The sequence below is a fragment of the Cohnella mopanensis genome (genome assembly GCF_022352055.1).
Taxonomy (GTDB): Bacteria; Bacillota; Bacilli; order Paenibacillales; family Paenibacillaceae; genus Cohnella; species Cohnella mopanensis.
The window spans coordinates 62,766-81,456 of record NZ_JAKRWM010000022.1 but is presented as its reverse complement, the minus strand read 5'-3'; the positions used below and the strand labels follow the sequence as shown (position 1 = coordinate 81,456).

At 49.9% G+C, this 18,691-nt stretch carries 17 protein-coding genes; 15 read left to right on the top strand and 2 right to left on the bottom strand.

Translation table 11 applies throughout. The features are described 5' to 3' along the window. Nucleotides 1-96 precede the first annotated feature (96 nt). The 13 genes from L3D05_RS23535 (at nucleotide 97) to cls (ending at nucleotide 15,422) form a co-directional block, all read left to right on the top strand. On the top strand, nucleotides 97-846 hold the full coding sequence (locus L3D05_RS23535; RefSeq protein ID WP_239618822.1) for a YveK family protein: 750 nt from the start codon (nucleotides 97-99) through the stop codon (nucleotides 844-846). Then, on the top strand, nucleotides 827-1,516 hold the full coding sequence (locus L3D05_RS23530) for a CpsD/CapB family tyrosine-protein kinase (protein WP_239618821.1): 690 nt from the start codon (nucleotides 827-829) through the stop codon (nucleotides 1,514-1,516). Before L3D05_RS23535 ends, L3D05_RS23530 begins: the two co-directional genes overlap by 20 nt. Nucleotides 1,517-1,543: 27 nt before the next feature. Beyond that, the gene (locus L3D05_RS23525; RefSeq protein WP_239618820.1) at nucleotides 1,544-2,521 is read left to right on the top strand and encodes a polysaccharide pyruvyl transferase family protein; all 978 of its coding nucleotides are present in this window, start codon (nucleotides 1,544-1,546) and stop codon (nucleotides 2,519-2,521) included. After that, a complete protein-coding gene (locus L3D05_RS23520; protein WP_239618819.1) occupies nucleotides 2,469-3,449 on the top strand; it encodes a glycosyltransferase family 2 protein in 981 nt (326 codons plus the stop codon). The genes L3D05_RS23525 and L3D05_RS23520 overlap by 53 nt, the downstream gene beginning before the upstream one ends. Next, on the top strand, nucleotides 3,446-4,534 hold the full coding sequence (locus tag L3D05_RS23515; RefSeq protein ID WP_239618818.1) for a glycosyltransferase family 4 protein: 1,089 nt from the start codon (nucleotides 3,446-3,448) through the stop codon (nucleotides 4,532-4,534). The genes L3D05_RS23520 and L3D05_RS23515 overlap by 4 nt, the downstream gene beginning before the upstream one ends. Beyond that, nucleotides 4,531-5,679 (top strand): glycosyltransferase family 4 protein, encoded by a 1,149-nt coding sequence (locus L3D05_RS23510; RefSeq protein WP_239618817.1) that lies wholly within the window; start codon nucleotides 4,531-4,533, stop codon nucleotides 5,677-5,679. The genes L3D05_RS23515 and L3D05_RS23510 overlap by 4 nt, the downstream gene beginning before the upstream one ends. Then, complete coding sequence (locus L3D05_RS23505) at nucleotides 5,676-6,968, top strand: hypothetical protein (RefSeq protein ID WP_239618816.1); 1,293 nt, start codon at nucleotides 5,676-5,678, stop codon at nucleotides 6,966-6,968. The genes L3D05_RS23510 and L3D05_RS23505 overlap by 4 nt, the downstream gene beginning before the upstream one ends. After that, a complete protein-coding gene (locus tag L3D05_RS23500; protein WP_239618815.1) occupies nucleotides 6,937-8,205 on the top strand; it encodes a hypothetical protein in 1,269 nt (422 codons plus the stop codon). The genes L3D05_RS23505 and L3D05_RS23500 overlap by 32 nt, the downstream gene beginning before the upstream one ends. Nucleotides 8,206-8,237: 32 nt before the next feature. Then, complete coding sequence (locus tag L3D05_RS23495) at nucleotides 8,238-9,704, top strand: MOP flippase family protein (protein WP_239618814.1); 1,467 nt, start codon at nucleotides 8,238-8,240, stop codon at nucleotides 9,702-9,704. A 23-nt stretch (nucleotides 9,705-9,727) separates the two neighbouring features. Beyond that, on the top strand, nucleotides 9,728-11,188 hold the full coding sequence (locus L3D05_RS23490; protein WP_239618874.1) for a right-handed parallel beta-helix repeat-containing protein: 1,461 nt from the start codon (nucleotides 9,728-9,730) through the stop codon (nucleotides 11,186-11,188). 63 nt (nucleotides 11,189-11,251) lie between these two features. Then, nucleotides 11,252-12,457, top strand: a complete 1,206-nt coding sequence (locus L3D05_RS23485) for a glycosyltransferase (protein WP_239618813.1) — start codon at nucleotides 11,252-11,254, stop codon at nucleotides 12,455-12,457. Between the two features lie 24 nt (nucleotides 12,458-12,481). After that, a complete protein-coding gene (locus tag L3D05_RS23480) occupies nucleotides 12,482-13,822 on the top strand; it encodes a UDP-glucose dehydrogenase family protein (RefSeq protein WP_239618812.1) in 1,341 nt (446 codons plus the stop codon). A 166-nt stretch (nucleotides 13,823-13,988) separates the two neighbouring features. Beyond that, nucleotides 13,989-15,422 carry a cardiolipin synthase gene (gene cls, locus L3D05_RS23475; protein ID WP_239618811.1) on the top strand — a complete coding sequence of 478 codons (1,434 nt, stop codon included), beginning with the start codon at nucleotides 13,989-13,991 and terminating at the stop codon, nucleotides 15,420-15,422. A 3-nt stretch (nucleotides 15,423-15,425) separates the two neighbouring features. On the opposite strand, the gene ligD is transcribed toward cls, so the two are convergent. Next, complete coding sequence (gene ligD / locus L3D05_RS23470) at nucleotides 15,426-16,313, bottom strand: non-homologous end-joining DNA ligase (protein ID WP_239618810.1); 888 nt, start codon at nucleotides 16,311-16,313, stop codon at nucleotides 15,426-15,428. A 19-nt stretch (nucleotides 16,314-16,332) separates the two neighbouring features. Next, on the bottom strand, nucleotides 16,333-17,100 hold the full coding sequence (locus tag L3D05_RS23465; RefSeq protein WP_239618809.1) for a DODA-type extradiol aromatic ring-opening family dioxygenase: 768 nt from the start codon (nucleotides 17,098-17,100) through the stop codon (nucleotides 16,333-16,335). A 136-nt stretch (nucleotides 17,101-17,236) separates the two neighbouring features. Here L3D05_RS23465 and catR point away from each other — a divergent pair, with 136 nt between their 5' ends. Together catR and L3D05_RS23455 are read left to right on the top strand one after the other, a co-directional pair. Then, the gene (catR, locus tag L3D05_RS23460; protein WP_239618808.1) at nucleotides 17,237-17,575 is read left to right on the top strand and encodes a catDE operon transcriptional regulator CatR; all 339 of its coding nucleotides are present in this window, start codon (nucleotides 17,237-17,239) and stop codon (nucleotides 17,573-17,575) included. Nucleotides 17,576-17,683: 108 nt separating this feature from the next. Next, nucleotides 17,684-18,640, top strand: coding sequence for an ATP-dependent DNA ligase (locus tag L3D05_RS23455; protein ID WP_239618807.1), 957 nt, complete (start codon nucleotides 17,684-17,686; stop codon nucleotides 18,638-18,640). The last annotated feature ends 51 nt before the right edge of the window (nucleotides 18,641-18,691 follow it).

Genomic DNA, 18,691 nt, shown 5'->3' with positions numbered 1-18,691 from the left:
AGTTTCCGGGGAATACGGCTTGACAAGTTACAAAATGTATCGTAAATTGAACGTATTAAAGATACGTTCTGTATCATGCGAAAGTAGGAGGAAGTTATGACTTTAATCGACTATCTCAAAATCATACGCAGGAGAGCTGCACTTATCGTATCTATCATCCTCGTGATGTGCGTGGGAGCGGGGGTTTTACAATCCCAATTTGCTCAACCGACCTATTTAGCCAGCAGTAAACTCATCGTGAATAAAACCAACATGATAGAGGGCCAACCTTTCATCGATCAGAACAGCTTAGCGATAAATCTTATGTTTATTAACACGTACAAGGAGCTTATTAAAACCCCGCCGGTATTGGAACAGGTCGTCAAGCTTTATCCCGAGCTTAATCTAACCGCAAATGCATTAGCGACCAAGATGAAGGTGACCACGGTTCAGGGCAGTCAAATTATGACCATAACGATACAAGATAAATCCTATGAGAAAGCCTCGCGTATCGTTAACGCGTTAGCGATGGTATTCAAGAATGAAATTCCGAAGATTATGCGCATCGAGAACGTGGAGATTCTAAGCGAGGCCAACCCGCGCAATCAGACGGTACCGCAAGAGACCAGTCTAGTCTATGTTCTGTTGATCAGCTTAATCGTATCTGCCATCCTCGCCTTCCTAGTCGCATTCCTGTTGGAGTCTTTCGACCGGAGAATGAAAGACAACGAAGATATCGAGAAGCTTCTGGGCATTCCGGTACTGGCCAACGTCGCAGAGATCAGCAAAAAACAGTTAAAGACGATTAAGCCCGTCACAACCTTTAAGCGAGTAGGTGAAGAGAAGCATGTCCACGCCCACAGTTAAACGAAGCTTAATGACTCATCTGGATCCCTTCTCCCAGGCATCCAACACCTATCGATCGTTAAGGAACATGATCGAGCATTCACCTAACGGGAAAGATCGCAAGGTGATTCTCGTGACTTCGGCAGAGCCGCTGGAGGGGAAGACGACTACCGCCGTTAATCTCTCGATCGCTTACGCCCATGAGAATCGTAAAGTGCTGCTTATTGACGGCAATGCGTATCGCCCCTCTCTGCATCAGTCGTTCTCCACGACGAACGATACCGGCTTATCGAACATTCTATTCCAATCGTTCAGCCTCGAAGAGGCCGTAAAGGATGTAGGCATCCGTAATTTATCCGTTCTGACTTCGGGTCCTTTTCTATCCTCGTCCTCCAATCCCCTGGAAGCCGACCTTATCGCGATGTTCCTGCAGAAGGCAAGGGTCGAATACGATGTCGTCATCATCGATTCTCCCGCTTTACTCGCCCTGACCGATACGTCCATCCTTGCCGTTAATAGCGATGGCATCTTGCTTGTCGTTCATTCGGTTATCTCTCGCAGGGAGAAAGCATTACAAGCGAAGAGGATTCTCGACCAGTTGGGCGCTCCGATCATCGGATGTGTGCTAAACGGCACGAAATCGTCTTCTCGCCATTCTTATTCTCATTATTCGGTTTCGCGTCCGGTCTAGAATCGGATTACCGCAAGGAGGTCTTCCATGAAAGCGGCTAACCATTTTCAGCCGATGGACAAGATTAAACAAATGCTGGCCGTCATCGGAGAAGTGATTCCTCCGGGGTCCGAGATCGTCTACTTGGATTATCCGGTCTATGACAATATCGGCGACCTTCTGATCATGAAGGGGGCGGAGGCTTTTTTCCGGGACTACGGAATTACGGTCCGTAAGAGATATTCATACGTTAATTTTCGCCAGAAGATGGCGGTAGAGGATCATTGGATTATCGTTTGCCAAGGCGGAGGCAACTTCGGAGATTTGTATCCACATCATCAGCGGCTGCGTGAGAAAGCGCTAAAAGCTTTTCCCCGCAACCGTATCGTCATATTGCCTCAAACGATTCATTTTAACGACCCGGCGGAAGAGCGACGCTCATTGCTGAGCTTCAGCGCCCACCCCGATCTTCATTTGTTCGTTAGGGACGAGCGCTCTTATAAGACGGCGAGCAGCTTTCTCGCTAACGTCTATCTGGCGCCAGATATGGCTCATCAATTGTATCCGATTCCTTCGAATGTTCCCGGAACCCGGTTGAGGCTGGGTTTGCTAAGAAAAGATCAAGAAAGCGCTGAACAAGAAGTCATCCTCCCGTGCGACAAGGTAGCGGATTGGCCTCAGCTATTCACGGCTTGGGATAGGTGGCTGTTGAGGCAAATCATTAAAGGGTATTCTCTCGACCGGAGGCTCGGCAATATTTTACCGTTAAGATCTATATGGCATTCTCTGGCGGAGAAGTACGTAGCAAGGGCGATTGTTCTGTTTAGCGGTTATGACGAAATATTGACCTCTAGGCTGCATGGACATATTCTCGCTTGCTTGATGGGCAAGCCCAATCTACTGCTGGATAACAGCTATGGCAAAAACATGAGCTATTACCGGCTATGGACTTATAGATTGGAGGGGCATTCCAATGAAGCTTCAGCGGGGAATTACGTTGGCGATTTGTACCCGCAATCGTCATGAAGATCTTGCGCGGACCTTTCAATCGGTGGCGATGCAACAGACGGATTTTCCCGTTGAGGTGCTGATCGTGGATGATGGCGAATTGCCAACGGAGTTGTTGAACAGCTTTACATTGAGCCTTAACGGTTCTCTTTGGGAGATGAACTATCATAAGAAACAAAATCCCGGACTGCTGCTCTCGCGGATTGAAACGGTTCGAATTGCGAAGCACGATATCATCTTGTTCATCGATGACGATGTAGAGCTCTATGAGGGGTATGTTCAGAGGTTAATGCGGTTGTACGACAGCGATCCCAACGCTTCCGGGTTTGGGGGAAGGGACGTGCTTCTCGGCACTAGCTTCATCTGGAGGCAGTTTTGCAGAGTATTCCTGTACGGTGCAAGCAAGCCAGGCAAATTGTCTTTAAGCGGGTATGGGGGCTCCATGATTACTTGGGTGCAGCAGAAGGAACCTTTCCGTACGGAATACGTCGTCGGATGTAACATGTCGTTTCGAAGAAGCGCGCTGATGGATCTAAGGCCGGCCCCTTGGTTGCTCGGATATAGCGTTGGCGAGGATCAATATTTGACTCAGTGTGCTAGGCGACATGGGGAGGTTTGGATCGATCCCGATCTGAAAATCATCCACCATCAATCTCCGTTATCCAGAGACAAGGTGGAGCAAGTGGCGTACATGGATATCGTCAATCATGATTACCTGCTTCGCGAGCTTGATGCCCCAGCATGGCGTTATGCCTGCCTAATATGGACGTCGCTAGGGTTCCTCTTGCGGGCGCTGCTCAGAAGAGAGCATCGTGCCAAAATTCCGGGTTACCTAAGAGGGGTCAAATTCGTAATCACAAGCAATCGCGGGAGGCTTGCGCATGAGAGCGTCATCGACCAGAGTGAAGATCATTCGCTTAGAGGAAGATTTCGAGGTATGAGATGAACATTTACGTGAATGGGCGGTTTTTGACTCAACCCGTGACGGGGGTACAAAGATATGCGCTGGAACTGGTCAAACGGTGGGATCAATTGCTCGTTGAGGGAAGAGAGGACAGGGAAGCATACTCCCTGATCGTATTGTCCCCTCCCGGCGCGATTCATGAACTTGATCTGAAGCATATCAAGATCAAGCAAATCGGAACGTTCGGAGGCCATGCCTGGGAACAGCTTGTCCTGCCTGCATACGCTAGAAAAGGATTGTTGATCAACCTGTGCAATACCGGCCCCCTGCTGAAGGGCAATCAAATCGCGACTATTCACGACGCTGCCGTCTTCGAACATCCTAAGTCTTATTCATTCGTTTTCCGGAATGCATACAAAGTGATTCAGAGAGTGCTGGGAATCCGGGCTCATCGCATTATGACGGTCTCCCAATTTTCCAAGTCCCAACTGATCGAGCACTACCGCATTCACGAGAACAAGATTAAAGTGATCAGCCTGGGCAAGGAGCATATGCAAATCGTGGAGCCGGATCAGGACATGCTGGAGGATCACGGACTCGTCGGTCAAGATTACGTGCTCGCGGTAAGCAGCATGAATCCAAGCAAGAACTTCCCCAATATCGTAAGGGCGATCGATCTGTTGCAGCAGGTAGATTATCGGATCGTCATCGCGGGCGGTACGAACGGCAAAGTATTCGGCACGACGGATATGCCTCATTCGGACAAGGTGAAGCTAGTCGGCTATGTGACGGACCGTCAATTAAAAGCGCTATATGACGGTGCAGCCTGCTTCTTGTTCCCTTCCCTATACGAGGGGTTTGGTCTTCCCCCCTTAGAGGCGATGGCTTGCGGCACCCCGGTCATTGTCTCCCGTAACGCTTCATTGCCCGAAGTTTGCGGGGAAGCGACGTTGTATTGCGATCCCGATAGTCCCGCGGATATCGCCTTGAAGATCGATCGGGTGATGAAGGATGAACGGCTTCGCGAGTCGCTAAGCGCTAGAGGCTTGGAGCGTTCGGGCCAGTTCAGCTGGGACAAGTGCGCCAAGCAAACTTGGGATGTCGTCAAGGAGGTTGTTCGAACATGAAGGTAGCTATCGTTCATGATTGGTTAGTCGTCTATGCGGGTGCCGAGAAGGTTCTTGAACAGCTTCTGCTGCTGTATCCAGATGCGGATTTATACAGTATCGTGGATTTTCTTCCGGCGAACGAACGGCAATTTATTCTGAACAAAAGAGTTCATACGTCGTTCATCCAGAAGCTTCCTTTTGCCAGAAGTAAGTTCCGTCATTATTTGGCGTTAATGCCTTATGCCGTCGAGCAGTTCGACCTATCGGCTTACGATCTTGTCATCTCAAGCTCCTATGCGGTAGCTAAAGGAGTCATAACGGGGCCAGATCAATTGCACGTTTCCTACGTGCATACCCCGATCCGGTACGCATGGGACATGCAGCATCAATATTTGAAGGATTCCGGTCTGACTAAAGGTTTAAAGGCAGGCTTCGCCAAGTGGATGCTTCATCGCATGCGATTATGGGATAGCCGCACGGCCAACGGAGTCAACTCCCTGATCGCGAATTCCGAGTATATCGCCAATCGGATTTGGAAAGTTTATCGGCGCCGCTCTACGGTTATTTATCCTCCGGTCGATATCGACAGCTTCGTGTTCAAGCCCAAGAAATCGGATTATTATATGACCGCATCGAGAATGGTTTCCTACAAGAAAATCGATTTGATCGTTGAAGCTTTCTCGGAGCTCCCGGATAAGAAACTCATTGTCATCGGCGACGGCCCCGATTTCGCGAAAATCAAAGCAAAAGCGAAGTCGAATGTAACGTTGCTCGGTTATCAACCCGCCGAGCTGCTGAAGAAATATATGCAAGAAGCGAAAGCTTTCGTGTTCGCTGCGGAAGAAGATTTCGGCATCGCTCCGGTCGAAGCCCAATCGTGCGGAACGCCCGTCATCGCCTTTGGCAAGGGCGGAGCTTTGGAGACGGTAAGGGGATTGGATAAAGACAAGCCAACCGGAGTGTTCTTCAGACAGCAGACCGTTCCCTCGCTTGTAGAGGCGATCGCCGAATTCGAGTCTAACGAATTCAGAATCTCTTATGGGCACTGCCGCGACAACGCGCTGAGATTTTCCGCGGAGGTGTTTCGGGAGCGGTTCCGGAGGCACGTGCTGGAACAGCAAAGTGCTCCGATGGTTGCCAAGGATGGAGTGGAGTCCCGGTGAATCTAGCCATGTTGAATCCTAGGGTCGTCTTGTTCCTTATTTTCTTCGTTAGCACGGGGATCTGGAGCTTACGTACGCCTTACTTTACCTATGTGAAGTATTTCTCTTTATCCGGTTTTTTTAATTACTTGCTGTTTTATTTCTTGATTTGGGTGTGCGCATGGCTAGCCGAGAAAACCAGCGTTAACCCTAATGTAGCAGCTTATCCGAGCGCGGAAAGGTTTCGCAGTTCTCATGGGGATGGCAGCTTGATTCGCAAGGAAGCTATTATTCTTGGCTTAATCGCATTCGGTGCCCAGTGGCTGTGGATAGCGAGAATGGTGATCAACGAAGGAGTCGGTCCGCTGTTTCGCTTAGTGGTGGTCGAGCAGGATTTTCAGACCTTCAAGCTGCAGGTCGTTAATAAATCGATGGTTTCCGGAGTTACCTCCTTTACTCAATTGGGCATGATTGCCGCGGCTCTATATGCGGTATACGTATTCGGGATGAAGAAGAAAGGCAACGCATGGATTTGGTTGATGATCCTATTCCCAGGCGTGTTAAGGGGGATGTTCTTCTCCGAAAGATTAGCTTTAATGGAAGTGCTAATCCCTATTGTCGTGATCGCAATGACCTTTAATAAGATCAAGCTGACGTTAACGAAGATGATCTTATCGGCCGTTGCTTTCGTTGGTTTCTTCTCGATCGCCGAAGGGCTAAGAAGCTATAGCTATTACTCCAACAACGGATTCGAGGGGGAAGGGGTTTATTCCTACGGACTAGGAAGATTTCTGGATTACATTACTTCTAGCGTGAATCACTCCGTCGCCATGGCGGATTTGTCCGGCCAGACTGTCGCCTTTCCGTCGTTAATGTTTAATGGGTGGCTGAATCTCCTCTCCATGTTCGTGCCAAGCACTACCCTTAATAACTTTCTGCATGCGGATCAGGCCGTGCAGGCGTATGCGAATGTAAAGCACAGCATCTATTCCGCACCCGATTATACGAATATGGGATTTTTCGGACACATCTTCGCGGATTCCGGCTACCTTTACGTCCTGTATGCCATTGTGTACGGGGTAATCATAGGGCTTGCTTACAATGGGATAAGAAGATTCGAACTCGGTTGGCTGGCGGTATTTCCGATTATCTTCATATCGTTGCTGGAAAGCTATCGGATTCCGTATTTGTTCGAGACGAGAGCGTTCTACCCCTTATTGTATATCGTTGCGCGTTACGTATTTATTTCCGCCTACCAGTGGAAGAGGGAGATGGGTCATGGGGCAAGAAGCGACGCAAATTCATATTGACCGGATCGCGGTAGAAGGTAAATATACGATTCGTTGTGCCGTTCGGTATGGATCTAAGGTAAGTCGATTTTTCTCCGGGGAATCCTTCTTCGCGGAGTATGACAAGGATATTAGCGAAGTGCCTGAAGGCATTATGGTTATTCCGCTGTTAGCCAATCTGTGTCCTGTCGCTTGGGTTGCCGGAGCGGATGTGTTCGTCGATCGATTGGATAAGTCATTTTACGAAAGTTTGCTGAAGGCTAAGAGGTCCTTCGGTGCGTTATATCCTCGGCTTAAGTTCGGCGGAACTCTTCATGTGAAGCATTTGACCGAAGACACTCCTTCCATTAAGTCGTCGAGATCGGCCGCCTTTTTCAGCGGAGGCGTCGATTCGATGGGGACCTTCCTACGAAGGAAAGAAGAAAATCCGTATTTGGTTACGGTATGGGGGGCGGATGTCCGTCTTGACGAACCGGCGATGTGGCAACAGGTTAGACAATATAACGAAACGTTCGGCCTTTCCCATGGGATCGAAAGCTTATTTATCAAATCTAATCTGCGAACCATTCTGAACGGAGAGGAGATTTCCTTTGCCTTCGGCCGGTTTACCCACGGCTGGTGGCCGGGCATCCAGCACGGGATAGGTCTTGTCGGGTTAGTGGCTCCCCTATCGCATGCGCTCGGGATACAGAAGCTGTACGTCCCCTCGGCGTTACCCCCGAAGATGGCGTATTCGATCCCCGATGGCTCGAATACGTTAATTAATAACCACATTCGCTGGAAGGGTATGGAGGTGCAACTCGAAGGGGAGGAGCTTTCCCGGCAAGATAAGATCGCATTAATTGCCGAATATATTCGCAACGCGAATCGGGAGGTTAGCATTCGAGTTTGCTGGATCAATAAGGATTACGGAAATTGCGGCCAATGCGAGAAGTGCTTAAGGACGATAACAGCGTTGCTTGCGGAAGGGGTAAACCCGAGGCATGTCGGCTTTCCTATAGAGCAAGCCACGTACGAGCTTATCCGGAACAAACTTCCGGGGTGGTTGCCGTTCCACGAATTGAAGATTGAATATTGGGATGAAATTAGGGTGCGTAGCATCAAGAACGACTCTCTTATTCCGTCGGAAGCCCGGCCCTTCTTCGACTGGTTCCAGAGCGAGAATATTCCTTCGTACGCCAATAGACGCAGCTTGAAGAAGGCGTTGATCGATCTGATTCCGCATCCTTTGTTTCTGTACATCAAGAAAAGGTTATGACGGACTTAATCCAAGCCGAATGAGGGAATGAAATGTCGTTAAGAGTCAAAGGGATTACGGCGATGAAATGGTCTAGCCTATCTACAATCATATCTATCGCGATACAGCTTGCTCAGATCATTATCATTTCCCGGTTATTAAAGCCGGAGCATTACGGTTTGATGGGAATGATGATGGTATTCATCGCATTAGCGCTGTCCATGAACGATCTTGGAATTTCCAATGCCATTATTCATCGGCAAACCGTGTCCCGCAAAGAATTGTCCAGCCTGTATTTGTTGAATTTGGCTGCAGGAGCGGTGGCCTGCATAGCGGTATGGGTACTGGCTCCGGTTGCCGCTTCGTTCTATCACGAGCCACAATTGGTCGGACCGATGCACATAATGGCGTTATTATGTTTCATACCTGCGATCGGACAGCAGTTTCAAGTGTTATTTCAGAAGGAATTGCAGTTCGATTACTTGGCTAAAGTCGATATTGCGGCATACTTATTCGGGTTCATCGTTGTCTTCGTAGGCGCTTATTACGGATACGGGGTATACGCTCTAGTCTGGTCGCATTTGGCTAACGCGTTGTTGAAATCGATCTGCTTGGCGGTCTTAGGCTGGAGAAGATGGAAACCGAGCCTGCATTTCTCCCGATCCGACCTTAAAGGATATTTGAGCTTCGGGATGTATCAGATGGGGACAAATATGACGCAGACGTTGATCTCCAATCTGGATTACATCATCCTTGGCCGAATGTTCGGCGCGGAGAAGCTCGGCTATTACACTTTCGCTTTCCAGGTTTGCTCAATGCCCGTGCAGAAGTTGAACCCGCTATTCTCCCAAATCGCGACGCCGCTTCTCGCCAAATTACAGGATCAGGTCGTCATGCTCCGGCTAGGTTTTCTTAAGATAGCAAGCGCCGTAAGTTACGTGAACGCGCCTATTTTCCTTGGGCTCATCGTAACGGCTCCTTACCTCGTTCCGCTTGCTTTCGGTAATCAGTGGACGCCAAGCATTCCTCTTATTCAAATTCTGGCGGGTATGTTGCTTGTACGCTCGATTATTATGTATACGACGAGTTTGCTGCTAGCCATAGGGAGGTCGGATATCTCGTTTAAGTATACGGTTATCAGCCTCGCGGTCATTGCGCCCGCTCTGACCCTCGGAGCGTATACGGGAGATGCGTTAGGCGTTGCGATTGCCTACTTGCTCGCTCAATTGCTGTTGTTCGGCATCCATTACTCGGTCTCTATTAAGTCGCAACTCGGTTCTTGTTTGCGGGACTATCTTCGAAGCTTGTCGCCGGGGATCAGCTATAGCTTGCTCATGGCGTTGGCGGTGCTAGGGATCGGACTGCTTATTGAAACGACGTACACGCAAGTCGTCATTCTCAGCATTCAGGTCGCTTGCGGTGGCCTTCTATACGTGATCATCTTGTTTTTCTTTAATCGGGATACGTTCAAATCGATGGCTTCCCAATTATTGCTGAAAATATCGAAAAAGCAAATATAAGAAAGGGGGATGGAGTGGTGGAGATGGTAATGGATAAGGCAACGCTCAAAAAACCTAAACGGGCTTTATCGGTAGGCTACCTGTTTCTATCGCTCCTTCTAATCACGGCGGCGATCACCTATTGGGGCGCGTCTCTTTCGCCTGTTGCTCCTCGCTTGGAGGGAGGGAGCGCGCCTGCGCTTAAGCCGACCGTCGATACCCGTAAAGGGAAGAAGATCAACGTGCGCGACTTCGGTGCCAAGGGAGACGGGCGTACGAACGATCTGAGGGCGATTCAAGCGGCAGTGAATAAAGCAGGTTCTGCCGGCGGCGGAATCGTTTATTTTCCTAAAGGAATCTATCTCGTGGACGGCAGCATCGTAGTAAACAAAAACAAAGTCGAGCTGGAGGGTGCCGGATGGGAGTCGGAGATCAGAATCACCCAACATCCGGAGCGAGTCATCGTCATCGAAGGTTCAAGCAACAACGCCGTTCGCAACTTGCAAGTGTCTTTGGGAGTCCCGGGCGGTACCCGCAACGATCATGACGAGGGAATCTACGTCACCTCGAAGGCTTCCAATTTCATCATAGAGAACGTGCTTGGCAACAAGAAAGGAATCATGGTTCGAGGACAAGTGAATAAAGGCATCATTCGTAATAATACGATTAGAAACTCCTTAGCGGATGGGATTCATATTACGGGGGGTTCTAGCAATATCTCGATCGAGAACAACGATCTAATCGAAACGGGGGACGATTCGATCGCCGTCGTCAGTTATCGCAGCCAACAAGCGCTGTCAAGCAATATCACGATTAAGGGCAATCGCATTCAACGGTCGTATTCCCGCGGGATCGCCCACGTCGGGGGCAAAAATGTGCTCATATCCAATAATCGAATAGAAGGTACTTCTTCAAGCGGAATACTCGTTGTCGAGGATCATAATTATGACACCTACGCTCCGGAGGATACGCAGATCGAAGGGAACACGGTTCTGCAAGCAGGCGGATTTGCCGTAAAGCGAGGCAACCAATTCGGAATTGAAATTACTTCGGGAGCTTCGTCGGTTACGATCGTAAACAACACGATCTCGGAAAGCGTGAGCAGGGGGATGAGCGTTTCGGCGGCCGGTACGCTTATTAAAGATAATCTCATCTCGCGCAACAGGGATTCCGGCCTGCAAGTTGACGGCAGCGATTGCACGATAACGGGTAACCGGTTCGAGAATAACGGGACGTTCGGCTTTTTTTCCGCGAACAGCGATCGACTCACGATCTCGGGCAATAAGATGTCGAACAATAACGAGTCTAACGGCATGAATATAGACAATTTCGTACTGAAGGATAGCCGTAATTCGACTGTGACGGATAATGAATCGTTAGAAACAAGGGAGCCCATGCAGGTTGCTCACTCCTATTATCTAATAGGCTCCTGCAGCGATTTGGTCTTTGAGAGAAATGAAACTAGCGGCACTTTGCTTGGCTCGGAGCTATCTTGTATTCGATAGGAGAAGGTTATTCGATTCGAATGAGCTGTATATCCATTACGGTTCAACTTGGAGGGAAGCGATTTGACGGGGAGTGAGAGCAGCGAGAAGAAATTGAATATTATGTTCGCCAGCCATACTTATATCGGCGGACCTTTCGTCGTAGGCTCCCACCATTTGGCGCGTGAATTCGCGCAACTGGGGCATCGCGTGATGCACGTAAGTACCTCCATCACTCCTCTGCATTTGCTTCAGCTCCGGCAACCGACCGTGTTGAGTAGATTCAGGCAGTGGTTGAATATCAAGAAGCAAGAGGGACCGGTCATTAATTGCGTGCCGTTCTCTTGGATTCCGTGGCAAATCGCGGGACGTTGGTTTCGGAAATCGCGTAACAACTGGTTTGTCCGTTTTACGGCGTTTCCGAAACTGAGCAAGCTTCTCGATTTCCATAGATTTACGGAGATAGACCTGCTTTTAATCGATCAGCCTGTTTTTGCGGGTATCCAGCATTATTTGAAGGCAAAGGTCATTTTATATAGGCCGACGGATATTTATAAAGACATGCAGGGAGATCGAACGGTGGAAGCCGCCGAGAGGGACATCGTTAGTCAAGTTCATGGCGTTGTGGCCACCTCCGATCCCGTATACCAGAATATTAGAAAATGGAATCCGGAACTGCCTGGCATGGTCATGGAGAACGGCGTTGAATTCTCGCATTTCTCGAATCCGGGGGATGAGCCCGAAGAGCTGATCGGAATTCCCCGACCGCGGGCTATCTATATAGGGGCGGTCGATTCCAGATTAGATCTGGAAGCGATTAAGAGCTTGGCCGAAGCGCGACGCGATCTTAGCATCGTCATCATCGGGCCGCGGCCGCGGTTTGCTCTTCCGTCGTTCGGCTCTAACGTTTATTTGCTTGGCGCTAAACCGTATTCCCGTTTACCCGCGTTCCTGCATCAATCGGATTTGGCGCTTTTGCCCTTGTCGGGACATGCCGCTAATGCTGGCAGGAGCCCGATGAAACTATATGAATACGCGGCAGCGGGTCTCCCTACGGTCGTAACGGCTACGCCTGAGCTGCTAAGAAGGGACGAGCATTTTCTCTACTTCTACAAGGACAAGCAAGAGTTCATTGACCAAGTGAACCATTTGCTGGAGCAATTGAACCGAAACGAGATATCGAAAGCGGAAATCGTGGAAGCCGCCAGCAAACAATCTTGGGAGACGAAGGCAGAGCAAATGCTGGTCTTCGGCCTCAATCTGATAGAGAGGGTTCACTTAAGTGACTAGGCATAGCGAGGGGAGAATCGAGAGATGAAACTTGCTGTAATAGGAACCGGCTACGTGGGCCTGGTGTCGGGAGTTTGTTACGCTGAACTGGGCAACGAGGTCACTTGCGTCGATCAAGATGACCTGAAAATCGAGAAGTTGCGGCGGAGAGAGGTTCCGATCTACGAGCCGGGTTTACAAGAGTTGTTAATCGGCAACGCGGAGGAAGGCAGACTCGACTTTACGACGGAGTTGTCTACAGCGGTAAGATGTGCGGATATCGTCGTCGTCGCGGTAGGCACGCCTCCGATGGCGAACGGAGAGGCCGATCTTAGTTATGTTCAACGCGCTTGCATGAATATCGGGCAAGCCATGAACGGCTATACGCTCGTCATGACCAAGAGCACGGTTCCTGTCGGTACGAACGAGAGAATGAGAGCTTGGATCGCGGAATATTCCGGTCAACCGTTCGATATCGTTTCCGTTCCCGAATTTCTGCGCGAAGGCTCCGCCGTGAAGGATACGTTTCACCCGGACCGCATCGTTATCGGTACGGACAATCCCAAGGCTGCGGCTATCGCGGTGGACTTGCACCGGAAGCTTACCGACAATATTCTTGTGACCGATATCCGCAGCGCGGAGATGATCAAATATGCTTCCAACGCCTACTTGGCGACGCGAATTTCGTTCATTAACGAAATTGCCAACATCTGCGAGAAAGTAGGCGCCGACGTAACCCAGGTCGCCGCAGGAATGGGACAGGACCGCCGCATAGGCTCCTCTTTCTTGAATGCGGGAATCGGATATGGAGGATCCTGTTTTCCCAAGGATACCAAAGCGCTCATTCAGATCGCCGGTAACGTGGATTACGATTTCAAGCTTCTGAAGTCGGTCGTAGAGGTGAATAGGGATCAACGAAATAACGTGATTCGGAAATTGGAGGAGCTAGACGGCAGCGTGACAGGGAAGACCGTAGCGATATGGGGACTTGCGTTCAAGCCGAACACGGACGACGTTCGGGAAGCTCCATCGCTCGATATCGTCGCCGAATTAGTCCACAGAGGAGCGGAAGTGCGTGCGTACGACCCCGTCGCTACGGTAAATTTCCGGCAAATGTTCGATCATCCGAACATCGTTTGGTGCAAGGACGCTTGGACTGCGGTCGAAGGAGCAGATGCATTGTGTCTGTTGACGGAGTGGCCGGAATTCGCTGAAGCAGATCTTCGTCAAGTCGGCGCGTTAATGAATACACTTGTTCTGATCGATGGGAGGAACGTGTTCCGGCAGGAACTGTTGGTTCAGTCGGACTTCCGATACTATTCCGTTGGCAGACCTCATCTTAACCGGTTCAAGGAAGCTTACAGAGATTTGACCTCCCCTACATAAGCCATCGGTTATTCATGACAGAGTCTGAGACTGCCGCTAAATGACATTCGGCAGTCTGTTTGCTATAGCTAGGATTCCAAATCCTTAAGAAGGGTAATGATGGTATAATGAACCCTGTGTGCGGTTAATCCCCGCTAAACCATAAATAGACGGCGAGGGTAAGCGAATGATCGGGCTTGTACTATGCATCCTTTTGTTATCATTTATATTCCAAGCGGCTACGATATTGGTGCTTGAATATCGCAGGCCGGCGCATGCGACGGCGTGGCTGTTCATCTTGTTCCTATTCCCGGTGGTCGGGTTTATTTTGTACTACTTTCTAGCAACGGAGTTTCGTAGAAGCCGTAAAGCGCGCCGCAGGGGGAGTTTGGATCAGCGCAGAAGGGCGAAGCTGCTCAAGATGAGCAATAACCTATTAAGCCCCGATCAGCTTCCGGCAACCGAATTTTCTTCCAGGACGAGGTTGTTCCGGGCGTTGCTTAAGAGAGGGGAACTGCCGATATCGGCGCGTAACCGAAGCGAGATCTACAATAACGGCATGGACACCTACGAGGCGATGTTGAAGGCGATCCGCGGCGCACAATCCCATATTCATCTGTCTTCCTATATCGTCAGGGACGATGGGGTAGGCAGGGAGTTCCAGCAGGCCCTTATTCTTAAAGCGCAACAAGGTGTGAAGGTGAGATTGCTCTACGACGGAATCGGCAGCATTAAGCTGAAAGATTCTTATATTCGGATCTTGCAGGAAGGAGGCGTCGAATGCGCCTGCTTCTTTCCTTTAAGGCCTTCATTTCTGAAAAAGAGGATGAACTATCGGAATCACCGGAAAATTATCGTGGTGGACGGGCTGGTTGGGTTTGTCGGAGGCATCAACTTAGGAGACGAGTACATAGGAAAGCATCCGCGCCTCGGCTATTGGAGGGATTCCCATCTTAAGCTGGAGGGGGATTCCGTCTATTGGCTGCAAGAAGTGTTTCTGAAAGATTGGGCAATGGCGACAAGCGACAAGCCGGATGATCCGGCGTTCTTCCCCGACCATAACTGCAAGTACGACGAGCCTGTGCAGATCGTTCCCGCCGGACCGAATCGGAAAGGCGACGCGGTCCACGATTCCGTCTTTGCGATGGTCACTTCAGCTAAGGAACGCGTCTGGATAACGACGCCCTATTTTATCCCGAGCGCTAGCATAGCGATGGCTCTCCACGACGCGGCGATAAGCGGGGTAGATGTGAGAATCCTCATTCCCTTTGTCCCCGATACGTGGCTCGTACATTTCGCGTCATTATCCTACGTAGAGGAAATGATGCGCTCCGGAGTTCGGGTATGGCAGTATAAAAAAGGTTTCGTGCATGCCAAGACGCTTGTGATGGACAAGGTCGTAGCCGTCGTAGGCTCGGCTAACATGGATCTGCGGAGCTTCTATAGCAACTTCGAGATCAACGCCCATCTCTTCGACCCGGCAGCGATTTCCCACGTGGAAGAGGACTTCATGCAGGATATGAAGGACAGCGAGGAAATTAATTTGCAGAAATTTCTGAAGCGCCCGCGCAGCCAGAAGGTAAGGGAAGCGTTAGCGCGCATCCTATCTCCTTTGCTGTGACGATTACTTCTTGCCCAAATGGGCGATAATCGGAGCAAGGTTTTGACGGGAGGCGGAGGCTAACAGATCTCCGCGTTCGCGTAGACGTTCTCCAATATTCAATAGATGGAAATCGGTCGGTTTGACGTCTCGCCGTACTTCCTCCCAAGATAAGGGGGTAGATAAGGTGGCGTGAGGACGGGCGCGAGGAGAGTAAGGCGCCGGCAGCGTTTTGCCGGCGTAATGCTGAAGATAATCCAAGTAAATGCGGTCGTCTCGATCCTTCTTCATCCGCTCTACGGTGAATAGACGGGGATTCGATGCAACCAAATATTCCGAGATGAACTTGCCGAATTGCCGTAGATCATCGAAGCTAGGCCCGCGTTCGATAGGCATGACGATCTGTACGCCCGTCGCTCCCGAAGTTTTAGGTACCGCGCTTAAGCCGAGCGATTGGAGCAACTCGCCGACGAGAGCGGTCGCTTCCATCAGCCGAGGTTCTTCCTCCAGCGAAGGATCCATATCCAGCATCCATGTATTCGGGAGCGGGTTAGCGATTTCGTCGGACGAGACATGGAATTCCAGGCTGTATAAGCTTCCCAGCCACAATAGCGTCGGTATGGAATCCAGGACGACATAGCGGATGCTGCCGTCCTTGGCGGTACGTACGAATTCCGGCGTCGGTTCGGGACAATTTTTCTGATAGAAGGAAACGCCGTGAATGCCCTCGGGATAACGAATCGTCGTCAAGAAACGCCCGGTGGAGTAAGGGAGCATATAAGGAGCAAGCTCGGCCAATAGTTGCACATATCGCAGTTTAGTAATTCCGGTCTCCGGCCAGATCAGCTTGTCCGGGTGAGTAATCGGCAATTCGAAATCTCCGAGCTTTACGACCGTGCGGGGTGGGACCATTCCGTACGCCCCTTGTGAATTAGAATGAGAAGCAAGTATTGCTGAACGTTCCGAACTCATATCCCCGATATAGAACTTCCGCTTTATCCAACCCTCTCGAGCTTCCCATGGCCAAATATAGAGGAACGAAATGTTCCGCTCTCGGAACCGCACGGGATGCGTAAGGAGCCAATTGCTCATAGTTAACGAGAGCTTGCAGATCCTTACGTTCAATATTGTCGATCAGCCAATCGTCGAACTCGACCGCCCAAGACTCGGGATGTTGTTGGCCGAACTTAATGTAATTGAAGTTGTGTACGGTCGTGCCGCTGCCGATGACAAGAACGTTGTCCTCTCCTAATCCGCGTAAAGCCTCGCCGATATGGAACTGTTGAGCGGCGGGGAGGAACGGGTTTACCGACACGGTGACGACGGGGATATTGGCTTCGGGGTACATATGGCGCAAGAATACCCACGCACCGTGATCCAGACCTCTTCTATTATCTCTGTTGGACGGAATTCCATGTGCGCGTAACTTCTTCTCCAATTGCTCGGCAAGCTCCGGCGATCCGGGCGCTGGGTATTTGATTTGGTAAAGCTCGTCGGGGAATCCGTAGAAGTCGTATATCGTCTCCAGCGGACCATCGGCGAAAGATACCGTAGTCACCTTTTCCTCCCAGTGCGCGCTATAGATAACGATGGCTTTCGGAGTATACTTGGTGCCTAGTTCCGCTAAAAAACGGGTGTAGTCGGATTGTTGGGTGATCATCATCGGTGAGCCGTGATTAATAAATAAGGATGGCAACATCGTCTTATCCTCCAATTGTTACTTAATCATATATACTTACTTTATGTAACTTAGTGTATTATCGAAATTAAATTTCGTCAAGTGTCTGCTTTTAGCGTATAATGAGAAGGAAGAGAAGCAAAATGAGGTGATGATCATGGATCAACCGCAGCTATGCCCTCGATTCGAGAAAGCGATGGAACTGCTTAGCAAGCGATGGACGGCGTTGATCGTCTTTCAATTGCTCTCCGGCCCTCAGCGTTTTGCCAGAATCGAGAGTTCGCTACCTAACTTAAGCGGCAAAGTATTGTCGGAAAGGCTTAAGGAGCTTGAGGCCGAAGGCATTATCCAGCGGGATGTCTATCCGGAAACGCCGGTGCGAATTGAGTATAAATTAACGGACAAGGGCAATGCCCTAGCTCCATTGTTCGATAGCATCTCCAACTGGTCCAGCGAGTGGATTCAACTGCCGGACAAAGAAGTTCATTCGGAATAGCTTTCCCCATATCAACCGTTCTTCGATTGCCACTAGGCAATAAGGAGGACGGTTTTATTATGGAATCGTATGGGCATAGATAACGGTAATCGGCTATGGAAGGAGTGGATGGACGGTTTGGAGTTGAACCCGCTTGTTCCATTTGAACCTATTTCGGCGACAACGATTCCTTCGGGACTCAACTGGATTGCCCAGATGAAATGGGATGGAGTTAGGATGTTGTTTTATTATGATGGACATTCCGTTAGATTGATCAACCGCAAGGGGAATGACCGGACGATGCAGTATCCCGAATTTGCCGATCCTTCCGCCTATTGCACCGCGTCGACTTTTATATTGGATGGAGAACTCATCGCCTTCGATGCGAGCAAACCCTCCTTCCAGGAAGTGATGAAGAGGGACAGCTTGCGCCATGAAGCAAGTATCAGGAGGGGGGTATCGGAAACTCCGGTTACCTATATGGTCTTCGACGTGTTGTTCGCGAACGGCAGTTGGGTAACAGATCTGCCTTTGCGGCGTAGGCAGCAACTGCTGGCTGAGCTTATCAAATCTCAGAAGCAAGTGCAGTTGGTTACGAATCATGAGGATGCCGCTGCCCTTCTTGAAGTCATGAGAACTCATGATATGGAGGGAGTCGTATGCAAACAAATAGAGAGTACCTATGCGATTAACGGCAAGGATGGAAGATGGCAAAAGATCAAGATCTTCTACGACCTCTATGCGGTCATAGCCGGCGTGATCATTAAGGATAAAATCGTTCGTTCGGTTCTATTAGGTTTATATGACGAGGAAGGCTCTTTGATTTATATTGGCCATGCCGGTGCAGGCAAATTAAAGGATAAGGAACGAGTCGAGTTGACGTCGCTGGCGTTAAAAACCGCGGTTGCCGATATGCCGTTTCGGAATCGGCCGGAGAGGAGCAAAGAGGCGCAATGGATGGCCCCTTCCCTTGTCGTCAAGGTGCAATTCATGGAGTGGACCGCGAACAATACGATGAGGCATCCGACGATTCAAGCGATCGTGACGAATGTTCCCGTCTCCGATTGCACGATTAAGCAAACATGAGCTGAGATCCATTTCTTTTTACATATAAAGAAGGAGTTCCTAATAATTGTA

Coding starts and splice junctions, on each gene's coding strand:
- L3D05_RS23535 (WP_239618822.1), top strand. CDS start 97: ATGACTTTAATCGACTATCTCAAAATCATACGCAGGAGAGCTGCACTT.
- L3D05_RS23530 (WP_239618821.1), top strand. CDS start 827: ATGTCCACGCCCACAGTTAAACGAAGCTTAATGACTCATCTGGATCCC.
- L3D05_RS23525 (WP_239618820.1), top strand. CDS start 1,544: ATGAAAGCGGCTAACCATTTTCAGCCGATGGACAAGATTAAACAAATG.
- L3D05_RS23520 (WP_239618819.1), top strand. CDS start 2,469: ATGAAGCTTCAGCGGGGAATTACGTTGGCGATTTGTACCCGCAATCGT.
- L3D05_RS23515 (WP_239618818.1), top strand. CDS start 3,446: ATGAACATTTACGTGAATGGGCGGTTTTTGACTCAACCCGTGACGGGG.
- L3D05_RS23510 (WP_239618817.1), top strand. CDS start 4,531: ATGAAGGTAGCTATCGTTCATGATTGGTTAGTCGTCTATGCGGGTGCC.
- L3D05_RS23500 (WP_239618815.1), top strand. CDS start 6,937: ATGGGGCAAGAAGCGACGCAAATTCATATTGACCGGATCGCGGTAGAA.
- L3D05_RS23495 (WP_239618814.1), top strand. CDS start 8,238: ATGTCGTTAAGAGTCAAAGGGATTACGGCGATGAAATGGTCTAGCCTA.
- L3D05_RS23490 (WP_239618874.1), top strand. CDS start 9,728: ATGGTAATGGATAAGGCAACGCTCAAAAAACCTAAACGGGCTTTATCG.
- L3D05_RS23480 (WP_239618812.1), top strand. CDS start 12,482: ATGAAACTTGCTGTAATAGGAACCGGCTACGTGGGCCTGGTGTCGGGA.
- cls (WP_239618811.1), top strand. CDS start 13,989: ATGATCGGGCTTGTACTATGCATCCTTTTGTTATCATTTATATTCCAA.
- ligD (WP_239618810.1), bottom strand. CDS start 16,313: ATGGTCCCACCCCGCACGGTCGTAAAGCTCGGAGATTTCGAATTGCCG.
- L3D05_RS23465 (WP_239618809.1), bottom strand. CDS start 17,100: ATGTTGCCATCCTTATTTATTAATCACGGCTCACCGATGATGATCACC.
- catR (WP_239618808.1), top strand. CDS start 17,237: ATGGATCAACCGCAGCTATGCCCTCGATTCGAGAAAGCGATGGAACTG.
- L3D05_RS23455 (WP_239618807.1), top strand. CDS start 17,684: ATGGACGGTTTGGAGTTGAACCCGCTTGTTCCATTTGAACCTATTTCG.